The 17,400-nt window shown below is 52.0% G+C and carries 14 protein-coding genes and 2 pseudogenes; 11 read left to right on the forward strand and 5 right to left on the reverse strand.

Annotation, left to right across the window (positions count from 1 at the left end; all coding sequences use genetic code 11):
• Positions 1–66: 66 nt before the first annotated feature.
• The 3 genes from tsaB to tsaD are packed head-to-tail and all read left to right on the forward strand — an operon-like array spanning position 67 to position 2,457.
• Entirely contained in the window at positions 67–789 is a 723-nt protein-coding gene (gene tsaB, locus H3M12_RS06240; RefSeq protein ID WP_129031178.1) for a tRNA (adenosine(37)-N6)-threonylcarbamoyltransferase complex dimerization subunit type 1 TsaB, read from the forward strand.
• Positions 773–1,375 carry a ribosomal protein S18-alanine N-acetyltransferase gene (rimI, locus tag H3M12_RS06245; RefSeq protein WP_129031177.1) on the forward strand — a complete coding sequence of 201 codons (603 nt, stop codon included), beginning with the start codon at positions 773–775 and terminating at the stop codon, positions 1,373–1,375. The genes tsaB and rimI overlap by 17 nt, the downstream gene beginning before the upstream one ends.
• Positions 1,376–1,413: 38 nt before the next feature.
• The gene (gene tsaD, locus H3M12_RS06250) at positions 1,414–2,457 is read left to right on the forward strand and encodes a tRNA (adenosine(37)-N6)-threonylcarbamoyltransferase complex transferase subunit TsaD (protein WP_182150517.1); all 1,044 of its coding nucleotides are present in this window, start codon (positions 1,414–1,416) and stop codon (positions 2,455–2,457) included.
• 74 nt (positions 2,458–2,531) lie between these two features.
• On the opposite strand, the gene H3M12_RS06255 is transcribed toward tsaD, so the two are convergent.
• Complete coding sequence (locus H3M12_RS06255) at positions 2,532–4,493, reverse strand: ABC-F family ATP-binding cassette domain-containing protein (RefSeq protein ID WP_129031175.1); 1,962 nt, start codon at positions 4,491–4,493, stop codon at positions 2,532–2,534.
• A 393-nt stretch (positions 4,494–4,886) separates the two neighbouring features.
• Between H3M12_RS06255 and H3M12_RS06260 the strand changes: the two genes are divergently transcribed.
• The 4 genes from H3M12_RS06260 (at position 4,887) to H3M12_RS06275 (ending at position 9,957) form a co-directional block, all read left to right on the forward strand.
• Entirely contained in the window at positions 4,887–5,528 is a 642-nt protein-coding gene (locus H3M12_RS06260) for a redox-sensing transcriptional repressor Rex (RefSeq protein ID WP_129031174.1), read from the forward strand.
• Between the two features lie 304 nt (positions 5,529–5,832).
• Positions 5,833–6,117 carry a co-chaperone GroES gene (groES, locus tag H3M12_RS06265; protein ID WP_129031173.1) on the forward strand — a complete coding sequence of 95 codons (285 nt, stop codon included), beginning with the start codon at positions 5,833–5,835 and terminating at the stop codon, positions 6,115–6,117.
• Positions 6,118–6,180: 63 nt separating this feature from the next.
• Entirely contained in the window at positions 6,181–7,806 is a 1,626-nt protein-coding gene (groL, locus tag H3M12_RS06270) for a chaperonin GroEL (protein WP_182150518.1), read from the forward strand.
• Positions 7,807–8,121: 315 nt separating this feature from the next.
• Entirely contained in the window at positions 8,122–9,957 is a 1,836-nt protein-coding gene (locus H3M12_RS06275; protein WP_129031171.1) for an APC family permease, read from the forward strand.
• Positions 9,958–10,039: 82 nt separating this feature from the next.
• On the opposite strand, the gene H3M12_RS06280 is transcribed toward H3M12_RS06275, so the two are convergent.
• Positions 10,040–10,615 (reverse strand): TetR/AcrR family transcriptional regulator, encoded by a 576-nt coding sequence (locus tag H3M12_RS06280; protein WP_129031170.1) that lies wholly within the window; start codon positions 10,613–10,615, stop codon positions 10,040–10,042.
• Between the two features lie 170 nt (positions 10,616–10,785).
• Between H3M12_RS06280 and H3M12_RS13120 the strand changes: the two are divergent.
• Positions 10,786–11,476, forward strand: a pseudogene (locus H3M12_RS13120) (sulfite exporter TauE/SafE family protein).
• Between the two features lie 150 nt (positions 11,477–11,626).
• Here H3M12_RS13120 and lrgB read toward each other — a convergent pair.
• Positions 11,627–12,433 (reverse strand): antiholin-like protein LrgB, encoded by an 807-nt coding sequence (gene lrgB / locus H3M12_RS06290; RefSeq protein ID WP_129031169.1) that lies wholly within the window; start codon positions 12,431–12,433, stop codon positions 11,627–11,629.
• A 31-nt stretch (positions 12,434–12,464) separates the two neighbouring features.
• Positions 12,465–12,833 carry a CidA/LrgA family protein gene (locus H3M12_RS06295; RefSeq protein WP_129031222.1) on the reverse strand — a complete coding sequence of 123 codons (369 nt, stop codon included), beginning with the start codon at positions 12,831–12,833 and terminating at the stop codon, positions 12,465–12,467.
• Positions 12,834–13,459: 626 nt separating this feature from the next.
• Between H3M12_RS06295 and H3M12_RS06300 the strand changes: the two genes are divergently transcribed.
• The gene (locus H3M12_RS06300) at positions 13,460–14,554 is read left to right on the forward strand and encodes a glycosyltransferase family 4 protein (protein ID WP_182150519.1); all 1,095 of its coding nucleotides are present in this window, start codon (positions 13,460–13,462) and stop codon (positions 14,552–14,554) included.
• An 89-nt stretch (positions 14,555–14,643) separates the two neighbouring features.
• On the opposite strand, the gene H3M12_RS06305 is transcribed toward H3M12_RS06300, so the two are convergent.
• Positions 14,644–15,306, reverse strand: a complete 663-nt coding sequence (locus H3M12_RS06305) for a YigZ family protein (protein ID WP_129031167.1) — start codon at positions 15,304–15,306, stop codon at positions 14,644–14,646.
• Positions 15,307–15,381: 75 nt separating this feature from the next.
• Here H3M12_RS06305 and H3M12_RS13125 point away from each other — a divergent pair.
• Both H3M12_RS13125 and H3M12_RS06315 read left to right on the forward strand, forming a co-directional pair.
• Positions 15,382–16,691: pseudogene (locus H3M12_RS13125) on the forward strand (DEAD/DEAH box helicase).
• The gene (locus H3M12_RS06315) at positions 16,691–17,365 is read left to right on the forward strand and encodes a ComF family protein (RefSeq protein WP_182150520.1); all 675 of its coding nucleotides are present in this window, start codon (positions 16,691–16,693) and stop codon (positions 17,363–17,365) included. The pseudogene H3M12_RS13125 and the gene H3M12_RS06315 overlap by 1 nt, the downstream one beginning before the upstream one ends.
• Positions 17,366–17,400 lie beyond the last annotated feature (35 nt).

The raw sequence follows: 17,400 nt of genomic DNA on the forward strand, positions 1-17,400 counted from the left end.
AGCGATTCTGGCGCACCGCTCTTGTTATCTGGTTGCGCGAATTTCGTCGAGGGGGACCTGACAAGCATGAAAGTTTTAGCAATTGATACGTCCAACCGGCCCTTAAGTGTGGCCGTGTTAGATGATGACACGGTATTAGCGACCATTACGGTGACGGTCCACCAAAAGCACGCGGAGTACCTCTTGCCGGAGATTGAACGGTTACTGGCCATGGCGGACTTAACGCCTGGTGATTTAGACCGGGTCGTGGTGGCTGCTGGACCCGGATCCTATACTGGGATTCGAATCGCCGTGACTACGGCTAAGACCTTGGCAGCTACGTTGAATATCGACTTAGTGGCGGTATCCAGCTTAGCCACGTTGGCCGCCAACGTGCCGGTCATGAATGCGTTGGTAGCGCCGATGTTCGATGCCCGCAACCAAAACGTTTTTGCGGGGCTGTACCGGATCACGGCAAACGGGCCACAACCGGTGATTGCTGACGCGCACACTAGCATCACCGATTTCTTAGCGGCCGTTAAAGAGTACGCCGAACCCATCTGGTTCTTAGGCGATGCCGACCACTTTAGCGACCAGATTCACACCACGATTTCGGCCGCGACACCCGCGGTCAATGGCTGGCTGAATCTGCCGCAAGTTGCTACAATTGGGTTACTAGGTCAGCACCTAGACCCAGTCACCGATGTTGATCGGTTCGTCCCTAACTATTTACGGCTGACGCAGGCAGAAGCTGACTGGCGCGCAAACCACCCAAAAGAGTTTAACCAATCCTATGTTGAAAAAATTTAAAGTCTGGTATAAAAATGTCTTTGGGACGCATCGGGAAATCATTCGAGAGGAGACGTTGGGGGTTAAAAACCATCAAGTCGAGGTTAAGGGCGCGACTTATTTTGTCGCCAAGGCGCTCTTTACCGATATTCCAGAAATGATTGAAATCGAACGGGCCGTGTACGCGGGGAAGGCCCCGTGGGATTCGACGGCTTTTGCCAATGAACTCCGCCGTGAACGTGATCGGCTTTACTTGGTCGTACGTAAGAATGACCAATTATTGGCGTTCATCGGTTGTACCTTTGATGACCGGACGCAAGACGCCCATATCACGAACATTGCCGTCTTACCTGACTTTCAAGGGAAGGGCCTCGGCCGTTTCCTGCTGAATATCATGATCGATAAAGCCCAACAATTGAACTATAAGACCGTGAGCCTAGAAGTTCGCATCTCGAACCAACAGGCCCAACATCTCTATCATCATTTAAACTTCCACCAAACCGGCATCAAGCGCGGTTACTACTTCGGTGATCACGAGGACGCCGTGGATATGGTGTTGACTTTGGACAAGCCACTCGCCACGACGGAAAACTTGGAAGAACAGTGACGACTGCTCAAGTTAGTGGGGATTGATAATCAAAAGGAGTGAGTCCAACGGATAAGCGAAATTTAATTCTAGCGTTTGAATCGAGTTGTGATGAAACCAGTGTGGCGGTCGTTGAAGACGGTCACCGGATTCTCTCCAACATTGTTGCCACCCAAATCAAGAGTCACCAACGGTTTGGGGGCGTCGTACCCGAAGTGGCTAGTCGCCACCATATCGAAGAGGTGACCTTGTGCATCAAGGACGCCTTACAAGAGGCTAACGTGACTTACGACGACCTCGATGCCGTGGCCGTAACGTACGGTCCCGGGTTGGTCGGCGCGTTGTTGATTGGGGTCACTGCGGCCAAGACCGTGGCGTTTGCCCACAAACTACCGCTGATTCCGGTCAACCACATGGCGGGGCACATTTATGCGGCCCGGTACGTGGAACCCATCGAATTTCCGGCGATGGCCTTACTGGTTTCTGGGGGTCACACTGAGCTGGTCTACATGCCCGCCGAAAATGAATTTGAAATCATTGGCGAGACCCGTGACGATGCGGCCGGTGAAGCTTACGATAAGATTGGCCGGGTCATGGGGGTGAACTACCCAGCCGGCAAAACAGTTGATCAATGGGCCCACCAGGGTCACGATACCTTCCACTTCCCGCGGGCGATGGAGACCGACGACAACTTCGACTTTAGCTTTAGCGGGTTGAAGAGTGCCTTTATCAACACCACTCACCACGCGGACCAGGTCGGTGACACGCTTAACAAGCACGACCTGGCGGCCAGTTTCCAACAAGCCGTCGTGGACGTTTTGGCTGAAAAGACGTTGCGCGCGTTGCACGATTACCCGGTCCACCAGCTCATCTTAGCTGGTGGGGTGGCGGCTAACCTCGGCTTGCGGGAACGCTTGGACCGTGACCTGGCCAACGTTGCCGGCACGCATTTACTCAAAGCGCCGCTCAAATTGTGTGGCGATAATGCTGCGATGATCGGTGCCTTTGCCAACGTGGCCTACCGCCATGGCGTTTTTGCGGATGCCACGCTAAATGCCGACCCGAGCTTAGAATTCGACTGGATTGCTGATGCGGTGAAGTAACATGAATTGAATACCTGATTGAAAAAGGACGCGGAGAATTCTCCGCGTCCTTTTGGATATTTAGGATAGGTCAATTAATCAGTTGCATCGTCAAAATCTTCCAAGGCAAGGCTTTTGTTGGTCCAGTCATCTTCGGTCTGGTCGAGCTTGGTAGTTACGACATCGAGCTGTTGCTGAAGATCCGCCAGCTTATCGGCATCGTTGAAAGACTCTGGTTGGCTCATAGTTTCTTCGATTTGGGTCTTCTCTTTTTCTAGGTCTCCGAGTTGGTCTTCTAAGGCTTGGACCTGCCGGGAAAGCTTGCGTTTGGCTTTCTGGCGGTCCTTTTGTTGTTGGTAGTCGACCTGCGTCTGCTTGGGTGCCGTGACGGTCGGGTGGGCGGCCTCCGCTTCAGCGGCTTCCTTTGCCGCATAGGCATCTTGTTCGGCCTTCTTGGAGACATAGTAATCGTAGTTGCCCAGATAGCGGGTCGTCCCGTTAGGGCTTAACTCGATTACCTGCGTGGCGATTTGGTTGATGAAGTACCGGTCATGGGAGACGAACAGGATGGTCCCATCGAAGTCGTTTAAGGCGTTTTCCAAAACTTCACGGCTATCGATATCCAAGTGGTTGGTCGGTTCATCAAGCATCAAGAAGTTATCGTGACGTAGGGCCAGCTTAGTTAACAAAAGTCGGGCCTTTTCGCCCCCACTGAGGCTGTGAACGGTCTTGTCCACATCGGAGCCGGTAAACAGGAAACTGCCCAGAATCGAGCGGATATCGCCCTCCGGCGTGGTTGGGTGGTCGTCCCAAAGCTCGTGAAGTACCGTCTTCTTATCATGCAGGTTAGCCTGGTCTTGGTCGTAATAGCCGGTGTCTACGCCGGTGCCAAAAATGATCTGGCCCTTTAACGCCGGTAGCTTGCCTAAGATGGTCTTAAGCAGTGTCGATTTACCGACCCCGTTGGGCCCCACGATGGCGATAGCTTGATGTTTCTTGATGTCCAAGTTAATGGGCGAAGATAGGGTGTGGCCATCGTATCCGACGGCAGCGTTGACCACGTCGAGGACAACGTTGCCACTTTGGCGGTGGGGACGAAAGGAGAAACGCGCGACCTTTTCGTCACCCTCGGGCCGGTCTAAGCGGTCCATCTTTTCCAATTGTTTGCGCCGGGCCTGGGCCCGCTTGGTAGTCGAGGCCCGCACGATGTTACGGTTAACGAAGTCTTCGAGCTTGGAGATTTCGGTCTGTTGCTTGTCGTATTCCTTCCAGGCTTGCTGGAGTCGCTGAGCTTTCTCGTCGATAAAGTGCGAGTAGTTACCTTGATAATGGCTGAGACTGCCACGGGACATGTCATAGACTTCAGTTGCCACGTGGTCCAGGAAGTACCGGTCATGGGAGACGACGAGTAGGGCGCCGGGGTAACTTTGTAAATAGCCTTCTAGCCAGGTCAAAGTTTCGACGTCGAGGTGGTTCGTGGGTTCGTCTAAGATCAAGAGGTCCGGTTTTTCCAGTAGGCGCTTGGCTAAGGCCAATTGGGTCCGTTGTCCCCCGGAAAGCTCGCTGACAGGTTTATCATAGTAGTCTTCGTTGAATTCGAACCCGTGGAGTACGCCCCGAATCTCGGCTTGGTAGCCGTATCCATTTTGGTCACTGAAGTCCTGTTGCAATTGATCGTAGGTCTTGGTGATCTGCTGCAATTGGTCGGCGTCAGCAATGACCTGGGGGTCACTCATTTGGCCTTCCAGGTCGTGCATTTTTTGTTCCATCGCCCGTAACTTGGCGAAGACGGTTAACATTTCATTCCAAACAGTTTTAGTAGAGTTTAACCCGGCGTTTTGCGCCTGGTAGCCAACGGTCAATCCGCGTTTGCGGGTGATTTGACCGTCATCGGGGGTGGTTTCCCCGGCAATCATTTTAATTAGGGTGGATTTACCAGCCCCGTTGCGTCCGACGAGCGCTACCCGGCCGTGGTCACTGACGTCGAGAGTCACGTCGTGAAACAGCACGGTAGCGCCAAACCGCCGGGACACTTGTTGGACTTGTAAGAGAATCACAAAACCAACCTCCTTTTCGGTATGACTTTCATTAATAACCTTCATTTTAGCATATTGTGCAGTTAAGCCGAAATATTGTCTAGGGGGGAATGGAGGGAAGCAACGGGTAGAAGCGACCGCTACAATTTTGCCCCGTAAACTAGTTTGTGAGAAATATGAGAAATAAAATTGCGTTTTGGGCGGGCTTGTGAAATAATTAGGCTCGTTATGCACAAATGCAGATTGTGAAGGAATTTGAAAAATATTTGCAAATTCTTTCACAAGATGGGCTGATATGCTATAATCTATAGGAAATCAGGTTTCACAATTAGACTATAAGTTAGGTTTGTAAGTTATCGTGACGAAATCTTATCAAGCGATGACCGGCAAGAATTGATTAGGAGGTAACATGCTTTGACAGAACAAAAAATTCCACGCGCGACGGCGAAACGGTTGCCGATTTACTATCGCTACTTGAATATTCTTTTGGACGCGGATAAGACGCGGGTTTCGTCCACGGAACTTTCCGAGGCAGTAAAGGTGGATTCCGCCACGATTCGGCGGGACTTTTCCTACTTTGGAGCGTTAGGGAAACGTGGTTACGGATACGACGTCGAGAGTTTGATTAAGTTTTTCCGCAAGATCTTGAACCAAGACCGACTGACTAGTGTCGCCTTGATCGGGGTCGGGAATTTGGGCCACGCCCTCTTGAACTTTAACTTTCACCAGGACAGTAACGTCCGGATCAGTGCGGCGTTTGATATCAATGAAGAAATTGCGAACACCATTCAAAGTGGGGTCCCGATTTACCCGATGTCTGATTTGCGGACGCAACTCGAGGAACAGCAAATTCAGGTCGCTATCTTGACCATTCCTTCCGATGTCGCCCAAGAAGTGACGAATGAAGCTGTGGCGGGTGGCATCAAAGGAATCTTGAACTTCACGCCACTGCGGATTACGGTGCCGAAGGGCGTTCGGGTGCAAAACGTGGACTTGACCAACGAACTGCAGACCCTGATCTACTTTTTGGAACACTACAACCAAAAGGAAGCCTAAGGGCTTTAAAACGTCACGTTTAACTGACTAATTGCGCCCCTTAAATGCTAGAGGCAGGATGAATTGGTGAGAATGGCGCTGGGACCACGGTCCCAGCGCCTTTTTGGTACGCTAATGGCGAGAAGCCCGGGGCGACACGGTGTTATTGGGTGCAACTGGTTGGGCCGCCTTAGAAAGTTTGCTAAATTCCTTGATTTTTAAAACGAAAACTCATATATTAGAAACTGTGATTAGCACTTATGTTAGTCAAGTGCTAACAGTGCTAAAAACTAATGTTAATAGTAAGTTCATTGGAGGGATTCAAGTGTTAAAACCATTAGGAGACCGCGTCATTTTAGACCAACCAGAAGAGCAAGAAGAAACGGTTGGCGGCATTGTGTTAGCAAGTAACGCGCAAGAAAAGCCGCAAACGGCTAACGTTGTCGCAGTCGGCGACGGCCGGGTGTTAGACAATGGCGATAAGGTTGCGCCAAGCGTCAAAGTTGGCGACAAGGTTTTATTCGATAAGTATGCGGGTACGGAAGTTAAGTACCAAGACCAGACTTACCTTGTTTTACACGAAAAGGACTTAGTTGCGGTTATCGACTAAGACTTTCCCCACGATTGATTTAAAAATTCATTTAAAAAAATCTATATGAGGTGAACGAGAATAATGGCTAAAGAATTGAAATTTTCTGAAGATGCACGTAGCGCAATGTTAACCGGTGTCGACAAGTTAGTTGACACGGTCAAGACCACCTTAGGGCCTAAGGGTCGCAACGTGGTGCTGGAACAAAGTTACGGTAACCCGACCATCACGAACGATGGGGTTACCATCGCTAAGGCCATCGAATTAGACGACCACTTTGAAAACATGGGCGCTAAGCTGGTTTCCGAAGTTGCTTCCAAGACCAACGATATCGCTGGTGACGGGACTACGACGGCCACGGTTTTGACCCAAGCCATCGTTAACGAAGGCATGAAGAACGTCACGGCCGGTGCCAACCCAGTTGGCATCCGTCGCGGGATCGAAAAGGCAACGGCCGCTGCCGTTAAGGGCCTGCACAAGATGTCTCACGATGTGAAGACCAAGGACGACATCGCCCAAATCGCCTCGATTTCTTCTGCCAGCAAGGAAACTGGTTCCTTGATTGCTGACGCCATGGAAAAGGTTGGTAACGATGGGGTCATCACCATTGAAGAATCCCGTGGGGTTGAAACCAGCCTGGACGTGGTTGAAGGGATGCAATTCGACCGTGGCTACATGTCTCAATACATGGTCACCGACAACGACAAGATGGAAGCTAACCTGGACAACCCATACATCTTAATCACGGATAAGAAGATTGGGAACATCCAAGACATCTTACCATTATTACAATCCGTCGTTGAACAAAGCCGTTCCCTGTTGATCATCGCCGATGACATCACTGGTGAAGCTTTGCCAACGTTGGTCTTGAACAAGATGCGCGGAACCTTCAACGTGGTTGCTGTTAAGGCCCCTGGCTTTGGTGACCGCCGGAAGGCTCAACTCCAAGACATCGCCGTTCTGACTGGTGGGACTGTCATCACCGATGACTTAGGCCTGAACTTAAAGGACACGACCATCGATCAATTAGGCCAAGCTCAAAAGGTCAACGTCACGAAGGACAACACCACGATTGTTGAAGGTTCTGGTTCTAAGGACCAAATCTCCGCTCGGGTTGATGAAATCAAGGGTCAAATCGCTGACACGACTTCTGATTTCGACCGTGACAAGCTGAAGGAACGTTTGGCGAAGTTAGCCGGTGGGGTTGCTGTCGTTCGGGTCGGTGCTGCTACTGAAACCGAATTGAAGGAACGCAAGTACCGGATTGAAGACGCCTTGAACGCGACCCGTGCCGCCGTTGAAGAAGGCTTCGTTGCTGGTGGGGGGACTTCCTTGATCAACGTCATCAAGGATGTCGCCGCCGTTGAAGCTGAAGGCGACGAACAGACGGGGGTCAACATCGTGCTCCGCGCTCTGGAAGAACCCGTTCGCCAAATCGCGCAAAACGCTGGTGTTGAAGGCTCCGTTGTCGTTGAACACTTAAAGGGCGAAAAGCCAGGTATTGGTTACAACGCCGCCAACGGTAAGTACGAAGACATGGTTGCTGCCGGCATTACCGACCCAACCAAGGTCACCCGTTCTGCCCTGCAAAACGCTGCTTCTGTTTCTGCCTTGTTGCTGACGACCGAAGCGGTGGTTGCGGACAAGCCAGAAAAGAACCCAGCACCTGCTGCTCCAGCCGCACAACCCGGCATGGGCGGTATGATGTAAGCTCAATTAAATTAGTAATGTGTTATCAAGCCTGGACCTCGGTCCGGGCTTTTTTGTGTGCGGTGGCGCCGATAAATGGGTGGATCGCTAAGCCGGTAAACAAGTTGACGGGCAACGAGTACCTAGGAGTGAAAGCAGCGGGTGGCGGCGAGGGGCTTCGGGGCGGTAAAATTGCGGGTTGTTAATGCGAAGAATTGTGGTAATGTGGACCTAGATGTAGTAGAATGACGTTTGCATTCGCAAAAGCGAGTGGTGTTTTCCGGTCTCTGGCCGGGGTTTCAATCATTATTTCGTGGAGATAAGGAGTAAATAGTCATGTGGCATTATTTAAAGCGGGTTTTAATTGGGAAACCCCTCAAAACCATGGACGAAGGCGGCCAGGCGCTAACTAAGTTTAAAGCTTTAGCGTTACTGTCGTCTGATGCGCTATCTTCCGTGGCTTATGGTACTGAGCAAATTACCACAGTCTTAATTACCTTATCCGCTGCAGCCCTGATGTACCAACTCTGGGTTGCCGCTTTGGTTTTAGTACTGTTATTTGCCATCACGCTTTCTTATCAGCAGATTATCCGGGCATATCCTTCCGGCGGGGGGGCCTACGTGGTTGCGACCACCGATTGGGGCCAAAACGCGGGGCTGGTCGCCGGGGGATCATTACTGGTTGATTACATGTTGACCGTGGCCGTTTCGACCACTTCTGGGACCGAGGCCATCACGTCGGCGATTCCGGCGTTGTCCCCGTATTCGGTGTTAGTATCCGTCCTGATTGTGATTGGGATTATGTTATTGAACCTACGGGGGATGCGCGAATCAGCGGCCTTTTTGACCATTCCAGTGTATTTCTTCATCGTCATGATTCTAGTCATGGTCGGGGTTGGCTTATACAACATCGCGACGGGTCAAGTGACTTACCATGCTGCTGCCGGACTAGGTGCGCCGGTGCAAGGCATGACGCTGCTACTGTTCTTTCGGGCTTTCTCCTCTGGGTCATCTTCTCTGACCGGGGTCGAAGCCATCAGTAACGCGGTGCCGAACTTTAAGGCCCCGAAGCGGCATAATGCGGCGACGACGCTGGCGATTATGGCTGGAATCTTGGCCATCTTCTTTGCCGGGATTACCTACTTGAGTTACTACATGGGGATTCGACCGGAATCGAGTCAGACCGTCCTTTCCCAAATCGCCACTGGCGTCTTTGGCCACGGGGTGCTGTACTACCTGCTGCAACTGTCTACGGCTTTGATTTTAGCGGTCGCGGCCAACACCGGGTTCTCGGCCTTTCCCATTTTGGCTTACAATTTGGCTAAAGACAAATTTCTCCCACACGCTTATCTGGACCGTGGGGATCGCTTAGGCTATTCCAATGGAATCATTTCGTTAGCCGTTGGGGCCATCGTGTTGATTTTCATCTTCCACGGGCAAACGACCTTACTGATTCCGCTGTATGCGGTTGGGGTCTTCGTCCCGTTTACTTTGTCCCAATCCGGGATGATTATTCACTGGTTCCGGGTCCGAGAAGGCTGGTGGCTGGGTAAAGCCGCTATCAACCTGTTAGGGGCGTTGATCTCACTAATTCTGGTTATCTTCTTACTGTTCTTGCATTTCGGGAACGTTTGGCCATACCTAATCATCATGCCATTATTATTGATGATGTTCTATCGGATTCATCAGCATTACATCAACGTTGCTCGGCAGTTACGGGTAGAAGCCAAGACTAAGTCGGTGGTCCACGAGTACGATGGGGCCACGGTCATTGTCCTGGTCAGCAACATCACCCGGGTAACGAGTGGCGCCATCAATTACGCGCGTTCCATTGGAGACTACGTGATTGCGATGCACGTGTCGTTTGACGAGAATCCCAAAAAGGAACACAAGACAGCCTTGGAATTCAAGGCTGAATTCCCCGATATCCGCTTCGTGGATATTCACTCGTCTTACCGGTCGATTGCGACGCCAACGTTGCGGTTCTGTGACGTCATCGCTAAACGGGCGACTGAACGGAACTTTACCACGACGGTCTTGGTCCCGCAGTTTGTCCCGCGGCACCCATGGCAAAATGTTCTGCATAACCAAACGGCGTTACGCTTGCGGACCGTCTTGAACTCTCGGGAAAACATCATCGTTTCAACTTATAATTATCACTTAAAAGAGTAGTTTCATTCTAGTTAGCAGGAATGAAACGCAAAATGAGCTTCTCCAGTATTGGGGAAGCTCATTTTTTAGGTTGACTTGCAGGCTACTGCTGAGTTTTGCCCGTCAATAGACGTAGAATCGCGTGGAGCAAGTCTTGGTTGCTCAGGTGTCGTTGATGGCGTTCGAAAGCGTAGACCCGGCTACGGAGCATGGCGGCGACCATGTCGGCTTGAAAGCACAAATACTGTTCGGAGCTCGCCGGTTGGTTGCGCCGCAGGAACCGAATCAACAGGTCGATGCGGTTGCGGTAGATGGGTGTTTGTAGGAGTTGGGTGAAGCCCAGCGGGGTGGTCTCATTTTCAATGATGGTGAAGAAGCCTTCGTGAGCCACCCGCACGTCGAGGTAGCCCTGCAAGATCACAGTCAGTTGCTTTTCTGGCCGGTCGGTCGTGGTGTCGAGGTAAGCATTGGCCTGGTCAACGTAGTGCTGCATTCGGTCACGGATGAGGGCGACGCACAGGGCGCCCTTGCTGGGGTAGTTACGGTATAAAGTCCCGACCCCGATGTGAGCCTCGTGGGCCAGTTGTTTCATCCCCACGTTGGCGACTCCTTGCTCCGCAAACAGCCGGTTAGCGGTGGTCAAAATTTTTTGTTGGTTGGCACGGGCATCGGCGCGCATGATGAGTCCTCCTCGATGATCAGTTACGTCTAACCTACACTTTTCGGTGAGGCTTGACAAGTGGAACCAGTTCCACTTAAATAGAGGGGTGTACTTAAACCGTGAAAAGGGGCGTCTCAGGAATGTTAATTGTCTTTTATGGACTATTAATTGGAATCTTTATCAGTATCATGGGTGGCGGTGGCGCCGCGTTATACCTGGGGGTCTTGACCAGTGAGCTGGGAATGTCGACCGCCGTGGCCGCGCCGACCTCGTTAGTCGTGGCGATTCCGGCACTGGTCTTTGGGTGTGCGGTTCAGATGCGGATTCATAACATCCACTACGACCTGGGGAACCGAATGATTCTAGCTTCGTTGCCCGGCATCCTTTTAGGGACTGGGGTGGCACCGTTCATTCCTGCGAAAATCTATGACTGGGTCGTCGGGACCATTTTGATGGTCATGGGGGCCATCGTGGTGATTCGAAGCTTACGCCACCGCGCCAAGACCCTGGCGGGTAAATCGCGCTTTGGTGTGGCTATCGGTCTGGGTTTCTTGAGTGGCCTGATGGTCGGTATCGGCGGTCTGACTGGTGGTGGTCCCACCGGCGGGGCTGTCGATCTTGGGGCTACCCGCGATGCAAGCTGCTGGGACGTCGACGTACGTCATTAGCGTGATGGCGTTAGTTGGGGTGATCAGTCACTTATTTACTGGGTCGATTGCCTGGAGTGCCGGGTTGACCTTGATGGTCGGTTCAGTGATTGGGGCGGTCGGTACGCCAATTGTCTTGCGAAAGTTTAAACTGGTCCATTTGAACCAATGGTTGACTCCCATCATTGGTCTGGTCATCGTTTATTTCGGGATTAATATATTTTTCAAATAGTGACGAACAATGAGACGGCGATAAAATGCTAAAGTGCACCGCCCTTAAACGGATTTTCCGTTTAAAGGCGGTGCACTTTTAAGTTATTCAGTGGCTGTAATAGCATCCGCTCGTTTAGTTGCTATCAAGCCGATTTTCAAAGGTTAGAAGTTAATGTAAGCCCATGAAGGACGCAAAGGCAGGGACGACCAGGTCGACCACGATGGAGATGATGACCACCGCGATGGAGGCCATTGACCCTTGAATGGATCCTAATTGAAGTGCCTTAGCGGAGCCCACGGTGTGCCCGGCGGTTCCTAACCCTAAGCCGGCACCGATGGGGTCGTGGTTGATGCGGAAGAACTTGACCAGCCAATCACCCAAGGCGTAAATGATGACGGCGTTTAAAATGCAGGCCATCGCCGTAATCGCGGCGTTGCCCCCAATAGCCGTAGAGATTGGCATGGCAATGGCAGTCGTGGCGGCTTGTGGCAGCATCGATGCGATACCCGCATTGTTGAGGCCGAAAAGCTTGGCGACCCAGTAGATGATGACCAAAGAAATGAACAGGCCCACAATCAATGAGAGCAAGATGACCGGCCAGAAACGTTTGACGATGTCGTTCCGCCGATAAAGCGGAATGGCGAAGGCAATCGTGGCTGGATTCAAGAACCAAAAGATAATGTTACCTCCCGGGAGGTATGCGGATTTATAGAAGACCGCAGTCGTGGTCCCGAATGCCTTGGCCAACAGAAAAAGAATGAAGATCCCAAGGACCATCCCAACGAAGAGGGGCTGGAACAAGAAGAAGCCCTTGCCAATCTTGAAAAGCCACTGGCCAATGAGGTAAACGACCAGGGACAAGAAGATTCCAAAAATGGCGTTACCGGCACTGGCCCCGGTGGCAGTCGTGCCGAGCGCGTCGCTCAACCACTTGCCCCAGACCGCCATGTGCGGTGTTACAGCTAAACTAATCATGATATCATCCTTTCAAAAAAATGGTGGGCAATTAGTTGTCGACGGTCGTATTGACGTGGAAGACGTGCTTGGCCAACCAGATGAACCCAGCGGTCGTGTAAGCTACGACAACCAAGAGAATAATCGTGGCAATCAGGGTCACTAAGACAATCTGGACCCCTTCAGTCCGTAAAATATCGAGGTTAGCGGCTAATTGGATTCCGGAGGGCACGAACAGAAAGGCAATCAAACTGATCATGAAATCGCCAAATTTTTCGACGTTATGCAGTTTGACGATGTGGGTTGCGAGTAACAGGTAAAGTAAAATCAGCCCAATAACAGGCGTTGGCACAGGAAACGATGCGGGAAACAGCGGTGAAATCAGACTAGAAACAAAGAGGACCGCTGCGAAGATTCCCATTTGAATGAGGATAGGCGTCGGTTGCGGGCTGTCAGTTGGTGTGACTTTATTTTGAGTAGCCAATAAAAAAATCTCCCTTCTAATTCAGCTAAGCTGAACCGAACAAAATATAATAATTTCACAAAGCGTTTGATACACTTCTGGAGCCATGAAAAGACGCCGGCAGTCTTCGCCGACTCCATAAGCCCATTATATGAATTTTAGTTTTCAAGTACAAGCTAAAATACTTATAATGGCTATGAGGCAAAACAGTTGCTATTTAAAACAACTGAGAAGCTAACCATCACTAGGGAGAATTAGCTAAGTGGCCACGTCACCGTCATTTTTTGACAGTGCCTCATTTTGTGAAGCGAGTTTAGGTGACCGAACTAACCCGAACTGGTTTATTTCAATTTAAACTGGCGGTTGTGTTTGATTTCATGGCTTTGTATAATTAGCAAAAGGCCACCTGAGTGGGAATGGTCTGGGAAGGGTAGCCCATGGTGGCTTCCAGACTGGACTTGGGTCATGGCCATGAACCGCATGTTTAGCGGTCAACGGGGACGTTCCCGGGGATAAACGGGACGCCAGCTAGCGGCGCGGATACCGCGCTAAGCTTGGCTATTAAGAATAGAAAGAGGACAGTTATGAAATTTGAGATTATTGTTAGCTTATTTGCTACCATGATCATCTCCGCGATTCTAACGCCGTTTATTCGGCGCTTGGCGTTTAAAATTGGGGCGGTAGATAAGCCCAATCAACGTCGGGTTAACAAAGTGGCCATGCCGACCTTAGGTGGGTTGGCCATCTTTATTGCGTTTACCTTTTCCACCATGTTTTTACTCCGGGACCAAATGCCGACTCATCAGCTGTGGGGACTGTTTGGCGGGGAGTGCATTATCGTGGCTGAGGGGATGATCGATGACGTCTTTGAACTCAAGCCCCATCAAAAAGTGCTTGGGCAATTACTGGCGGCCTTAGAAGTTTACTTCGTGGCCGAAGTGCGGATGCGTTATCTGACGTTACCGTTTGTGGGAACCTGGCACCTGGGGCTCTTGGCGTTGCCCATTACGTTGCTTTGGATTGTGGCGATCATTAATGCCATCAACCTGATTGACGGACTGGATGGGTTGGCCACCGGGGTGTCTATCATTGCCTTGACCACGACCGGGATTACCGGGCTGTTCTTCTTGAACGTGGCCAACACCTGGGTCGCCATCATGATTTTTGCGTTGGTCGCCGCCATGGTTGGCTTTTTGCCCTATAATTTTTTCCCAGCGCGGATTTATTTAGGGGATACGGGCGCACAATTCATCGGGTTTATGATTGCCTGCTTCTCGTTGTACGGGTTAAAGAACGTCACCTTCATCTCCGTTATCATCCCGGTCATCATCTTGGGGGTTCCGATTACGGATACGGTCTACGCGATGATTCGCCGGATTCTAAACAAGCAACCCATTTCGCATGCGGATAAACACCATTTGCACCACCGCTTGATGCAATTGGGATTGACGCACCGCCAGACGGTGTTGGTCATCTACGGGATTGCGTTGATTTTTTCGTTCATCGCCTTACTTTACCCGTTGTCGACGATTTGGGGCTCGGTCCTATTGACCGTGGCCATCCTGGTGGGGCTAGAGCTCTTCGTGGAAGCCATCGGTCTGGTTGGGTCGAATCGTCAACCGCTATTGCACTGGATTAAGCATATCGTGAAACAGTTTACGTCAAAAACTTCGGATTGAAAGTTTAATGGACCACTAGGGGTCCAACCAAAAAGTCCCGCGCAATCATCAAGGATTGTGGGGGACTTTTTGGTTGGTCAATTATGGTATTAAGCATCATCGCGACTGCTGGCATGGATTTCGACAGGGACCTCATGATAGGCTACGTCTCCCAGCTTGATGTCTAACCGGTCGTTCAGCAGGTCGGTGAGGGCTTGAGTCGTCGCCTCGACGGCAGCTAAATCGACGCCGATGGTAATCTGGACCACTTGAGTGTAAAGGGTCTGTAAGACAATGAGGTGATTTTCTTCAAGGTAGTGGGTCAGCTGGTCGTAGTGCGGGTAATTAACGGTGATCTGCACGGCCCGTTGCTGAACGCGCTTCACGACGCCCACGGCTTCGATTCCGGTGGACGTGGCGTTGCTATAAGCCCGAATGAGGCCTCCGGCACCTAGCTTGATGCCACCAAAGTAACGGGTGACCACGGCAATCGTGTTGCGCAGGTGGTTGCGTTGGAGGACCGTCAAGATGGGAACGCCAGCCGTCCCGGAGGGCTCGCCGTTGTCACTTTCCCGTTGGATATAGTCGTGGTCACCCAAGACATAGGCCCAACAATGGTGAGTGGCCTTGGGTTCTCTGGCGATGACGTCGTTTAAGAACGCCTGAGCTTCGGCTTCGGTCGTGACCCGGCCGAGATCGGCAATAAAACGCGACTTCTTGCTTTCCAGTTCATGCTTACCAGCAGCTTTTACGGTTAAATAGTCTGTTTCCATGTGAACACCCTTCTTCAAAATTTCGTTGGCGACCTACGGACCTACCTTCAGGATAACCTGAAAGGATGGTCAGTTATGGATAAAACTCAGTTATTTGGTCGTCGCGTGCCACTCACCCAAGCGCCCCCGGAGGCCACGGGGAAACCGGCGTTACAGTTGGTCAACGGGCACTGGCAGTGTCAGCGGTGTCACCAGTGGGTCGCACCGCAAGATTGCTTGCCACACGGCGTACCGTATTGTCGGCACTGTCTGAACCTGGGGCGATTGACTAAGCATACTAAATTATACACTATTCCGGAACCCAATCAGTTTTTGAAATGGTCGGATTCGCCTTTGAGTTGGGCGGGGACGTTAAGTGAGCAACAGCATCAAGCTGCCTTAGCCGTTTGCCGGTTAGTTCAGGCGCAACGTGACCAATTGTTGTGGGCGGTCACTGGGGCGGGGAAGACCGAGATGGTGTACCCGGCACTGGCGTGGGCGTTACAACGGGGATGGCGGGTAGCGTGGACGTCACCGCGTGTCGATGTGTGTTTGGAGCTGGCGCCACGGTTGGCCCAAGCGTTTGCTGCGGTGCCCCAGACCGTCTTGTATGGGGGACAACCCGCGCCATACCGGTACTGCCAACTGACTATTTGCACCACGCACCAACTGCTGCGGTTCGAGGCCGCCTTCGATTGGATCGTGGTGGACGAAGTTGACGCTTTTCCGTTAGCAACCAGCCCGATGCTTCAACGCGCCATTGTCCAGGCCCAAAAACCCGCGGGATGTCACCTATATTTAACGGCGACCCCAGGACCAGACCTGCAGCGGAAACTGAAACGCCATCAACTAGCGGTGACTTATCTGCCGCTGCGGTACCACGGGCACCTCTTACCACCGTTGCGGACTAAGCTAGTGGGGGCGGGCGGACCCGGTTAGTGCGCCACGGGTTGCCCCCTAAAGTGTTGCGGCAATTACGTGCCTATGCGCAGACGGGCCAACGATACTTATTCTTCGTGCCGCGGGTGAGCGATTTGCGGTTAGTGGCCCGGGCACTCCGGCAAGCGGGGTTACCCGAAGGCGTGACCGTGCATGCCGCCGACCCCGACCGCCAGGCCAAGGTCCAAGCCTTTCGGGATGGTCAGGGACAATGCCTTATCACCACTACGATTCTAGAGCGTGGGGTCACGTTTCCCGCCGTGTTCGTGGTGATCTTGGGTGGGGATGACCCGGTCTTTTCGACTGCGGCACTGGTCCAGATTGCTGGTCGAGTGGGGCGCCATCGCGACTATCCGACCGGTGACGTTTGGTGTTATTGTCAAAGCTTAACCCGGGAAATCTACCACGCTCAGCACATGATTCGCGAGTTGAATCGGCGGGGGAAACGGTTAGGGGGACGGTCGTAATGGCAACCTGTCTATGGTGTCAGGCCGTTGTAAAAGTGCCAGTAACGTTGCGGATATTGCTACGGTGGCAAGTCATCGTGCCTCCTAAGTTGTGCACGACCTGTGCGCAGCGGTTACAGCCGCTACACGCGCCGCAGTGTCCGCAATGTGGCCGTCAACAGGCCACGGCGACCGTCTGTCCAGATTGTGCCCGGTGGGCTGATGAGTGGCATAACCAGGCCATCTTTCCGTACGATGAGGCGATAAAGGCCTACATGCAACAGTATAAATTTCAGGGGGATTATCGATTACGATTGGTTATGCAGCCCTATTTACGGCGCGCATTAGCTCAAATAGAGTATGACGTATTGGTGCCAATTCCGATTACCGCAACGACCTGGCAGACGCGCGGGTTTAATCAAGTGACCGGTTGGTTAACGGACCAACCTTTCCAATCGGTCTTGACCGTACCCCCTGCCCGCAAGCCCCGACCCCAGTCCAGTAAGACACGCCGCGAACGCCTGGCCATGCCACAACCATTTGAGTTGGTCCCGCAGGCCGCTACGGTGCTGGCGAATCGCCGGGTATTGCTACTGGATGATGTCTATACGACGGGGCGGACCATCCGGCACGCCGCAGCGCAAATTTATTTAGGGGGTGCGAAAGCGGTTACTAGCCTGACTCTAGCGCGCTGACGTTCATTTTTGTCCGGCAGAATAATTGTCTATCG

Source organism: Levilactobacillus suantsaii (assembly GCF_014069315.1).
GTDB lineage: Bacteria > Bacillota > Bacilli > Lactobacillales > Lactobacillaceae > Levilactobacillus > Levilactobacillus suantsaii.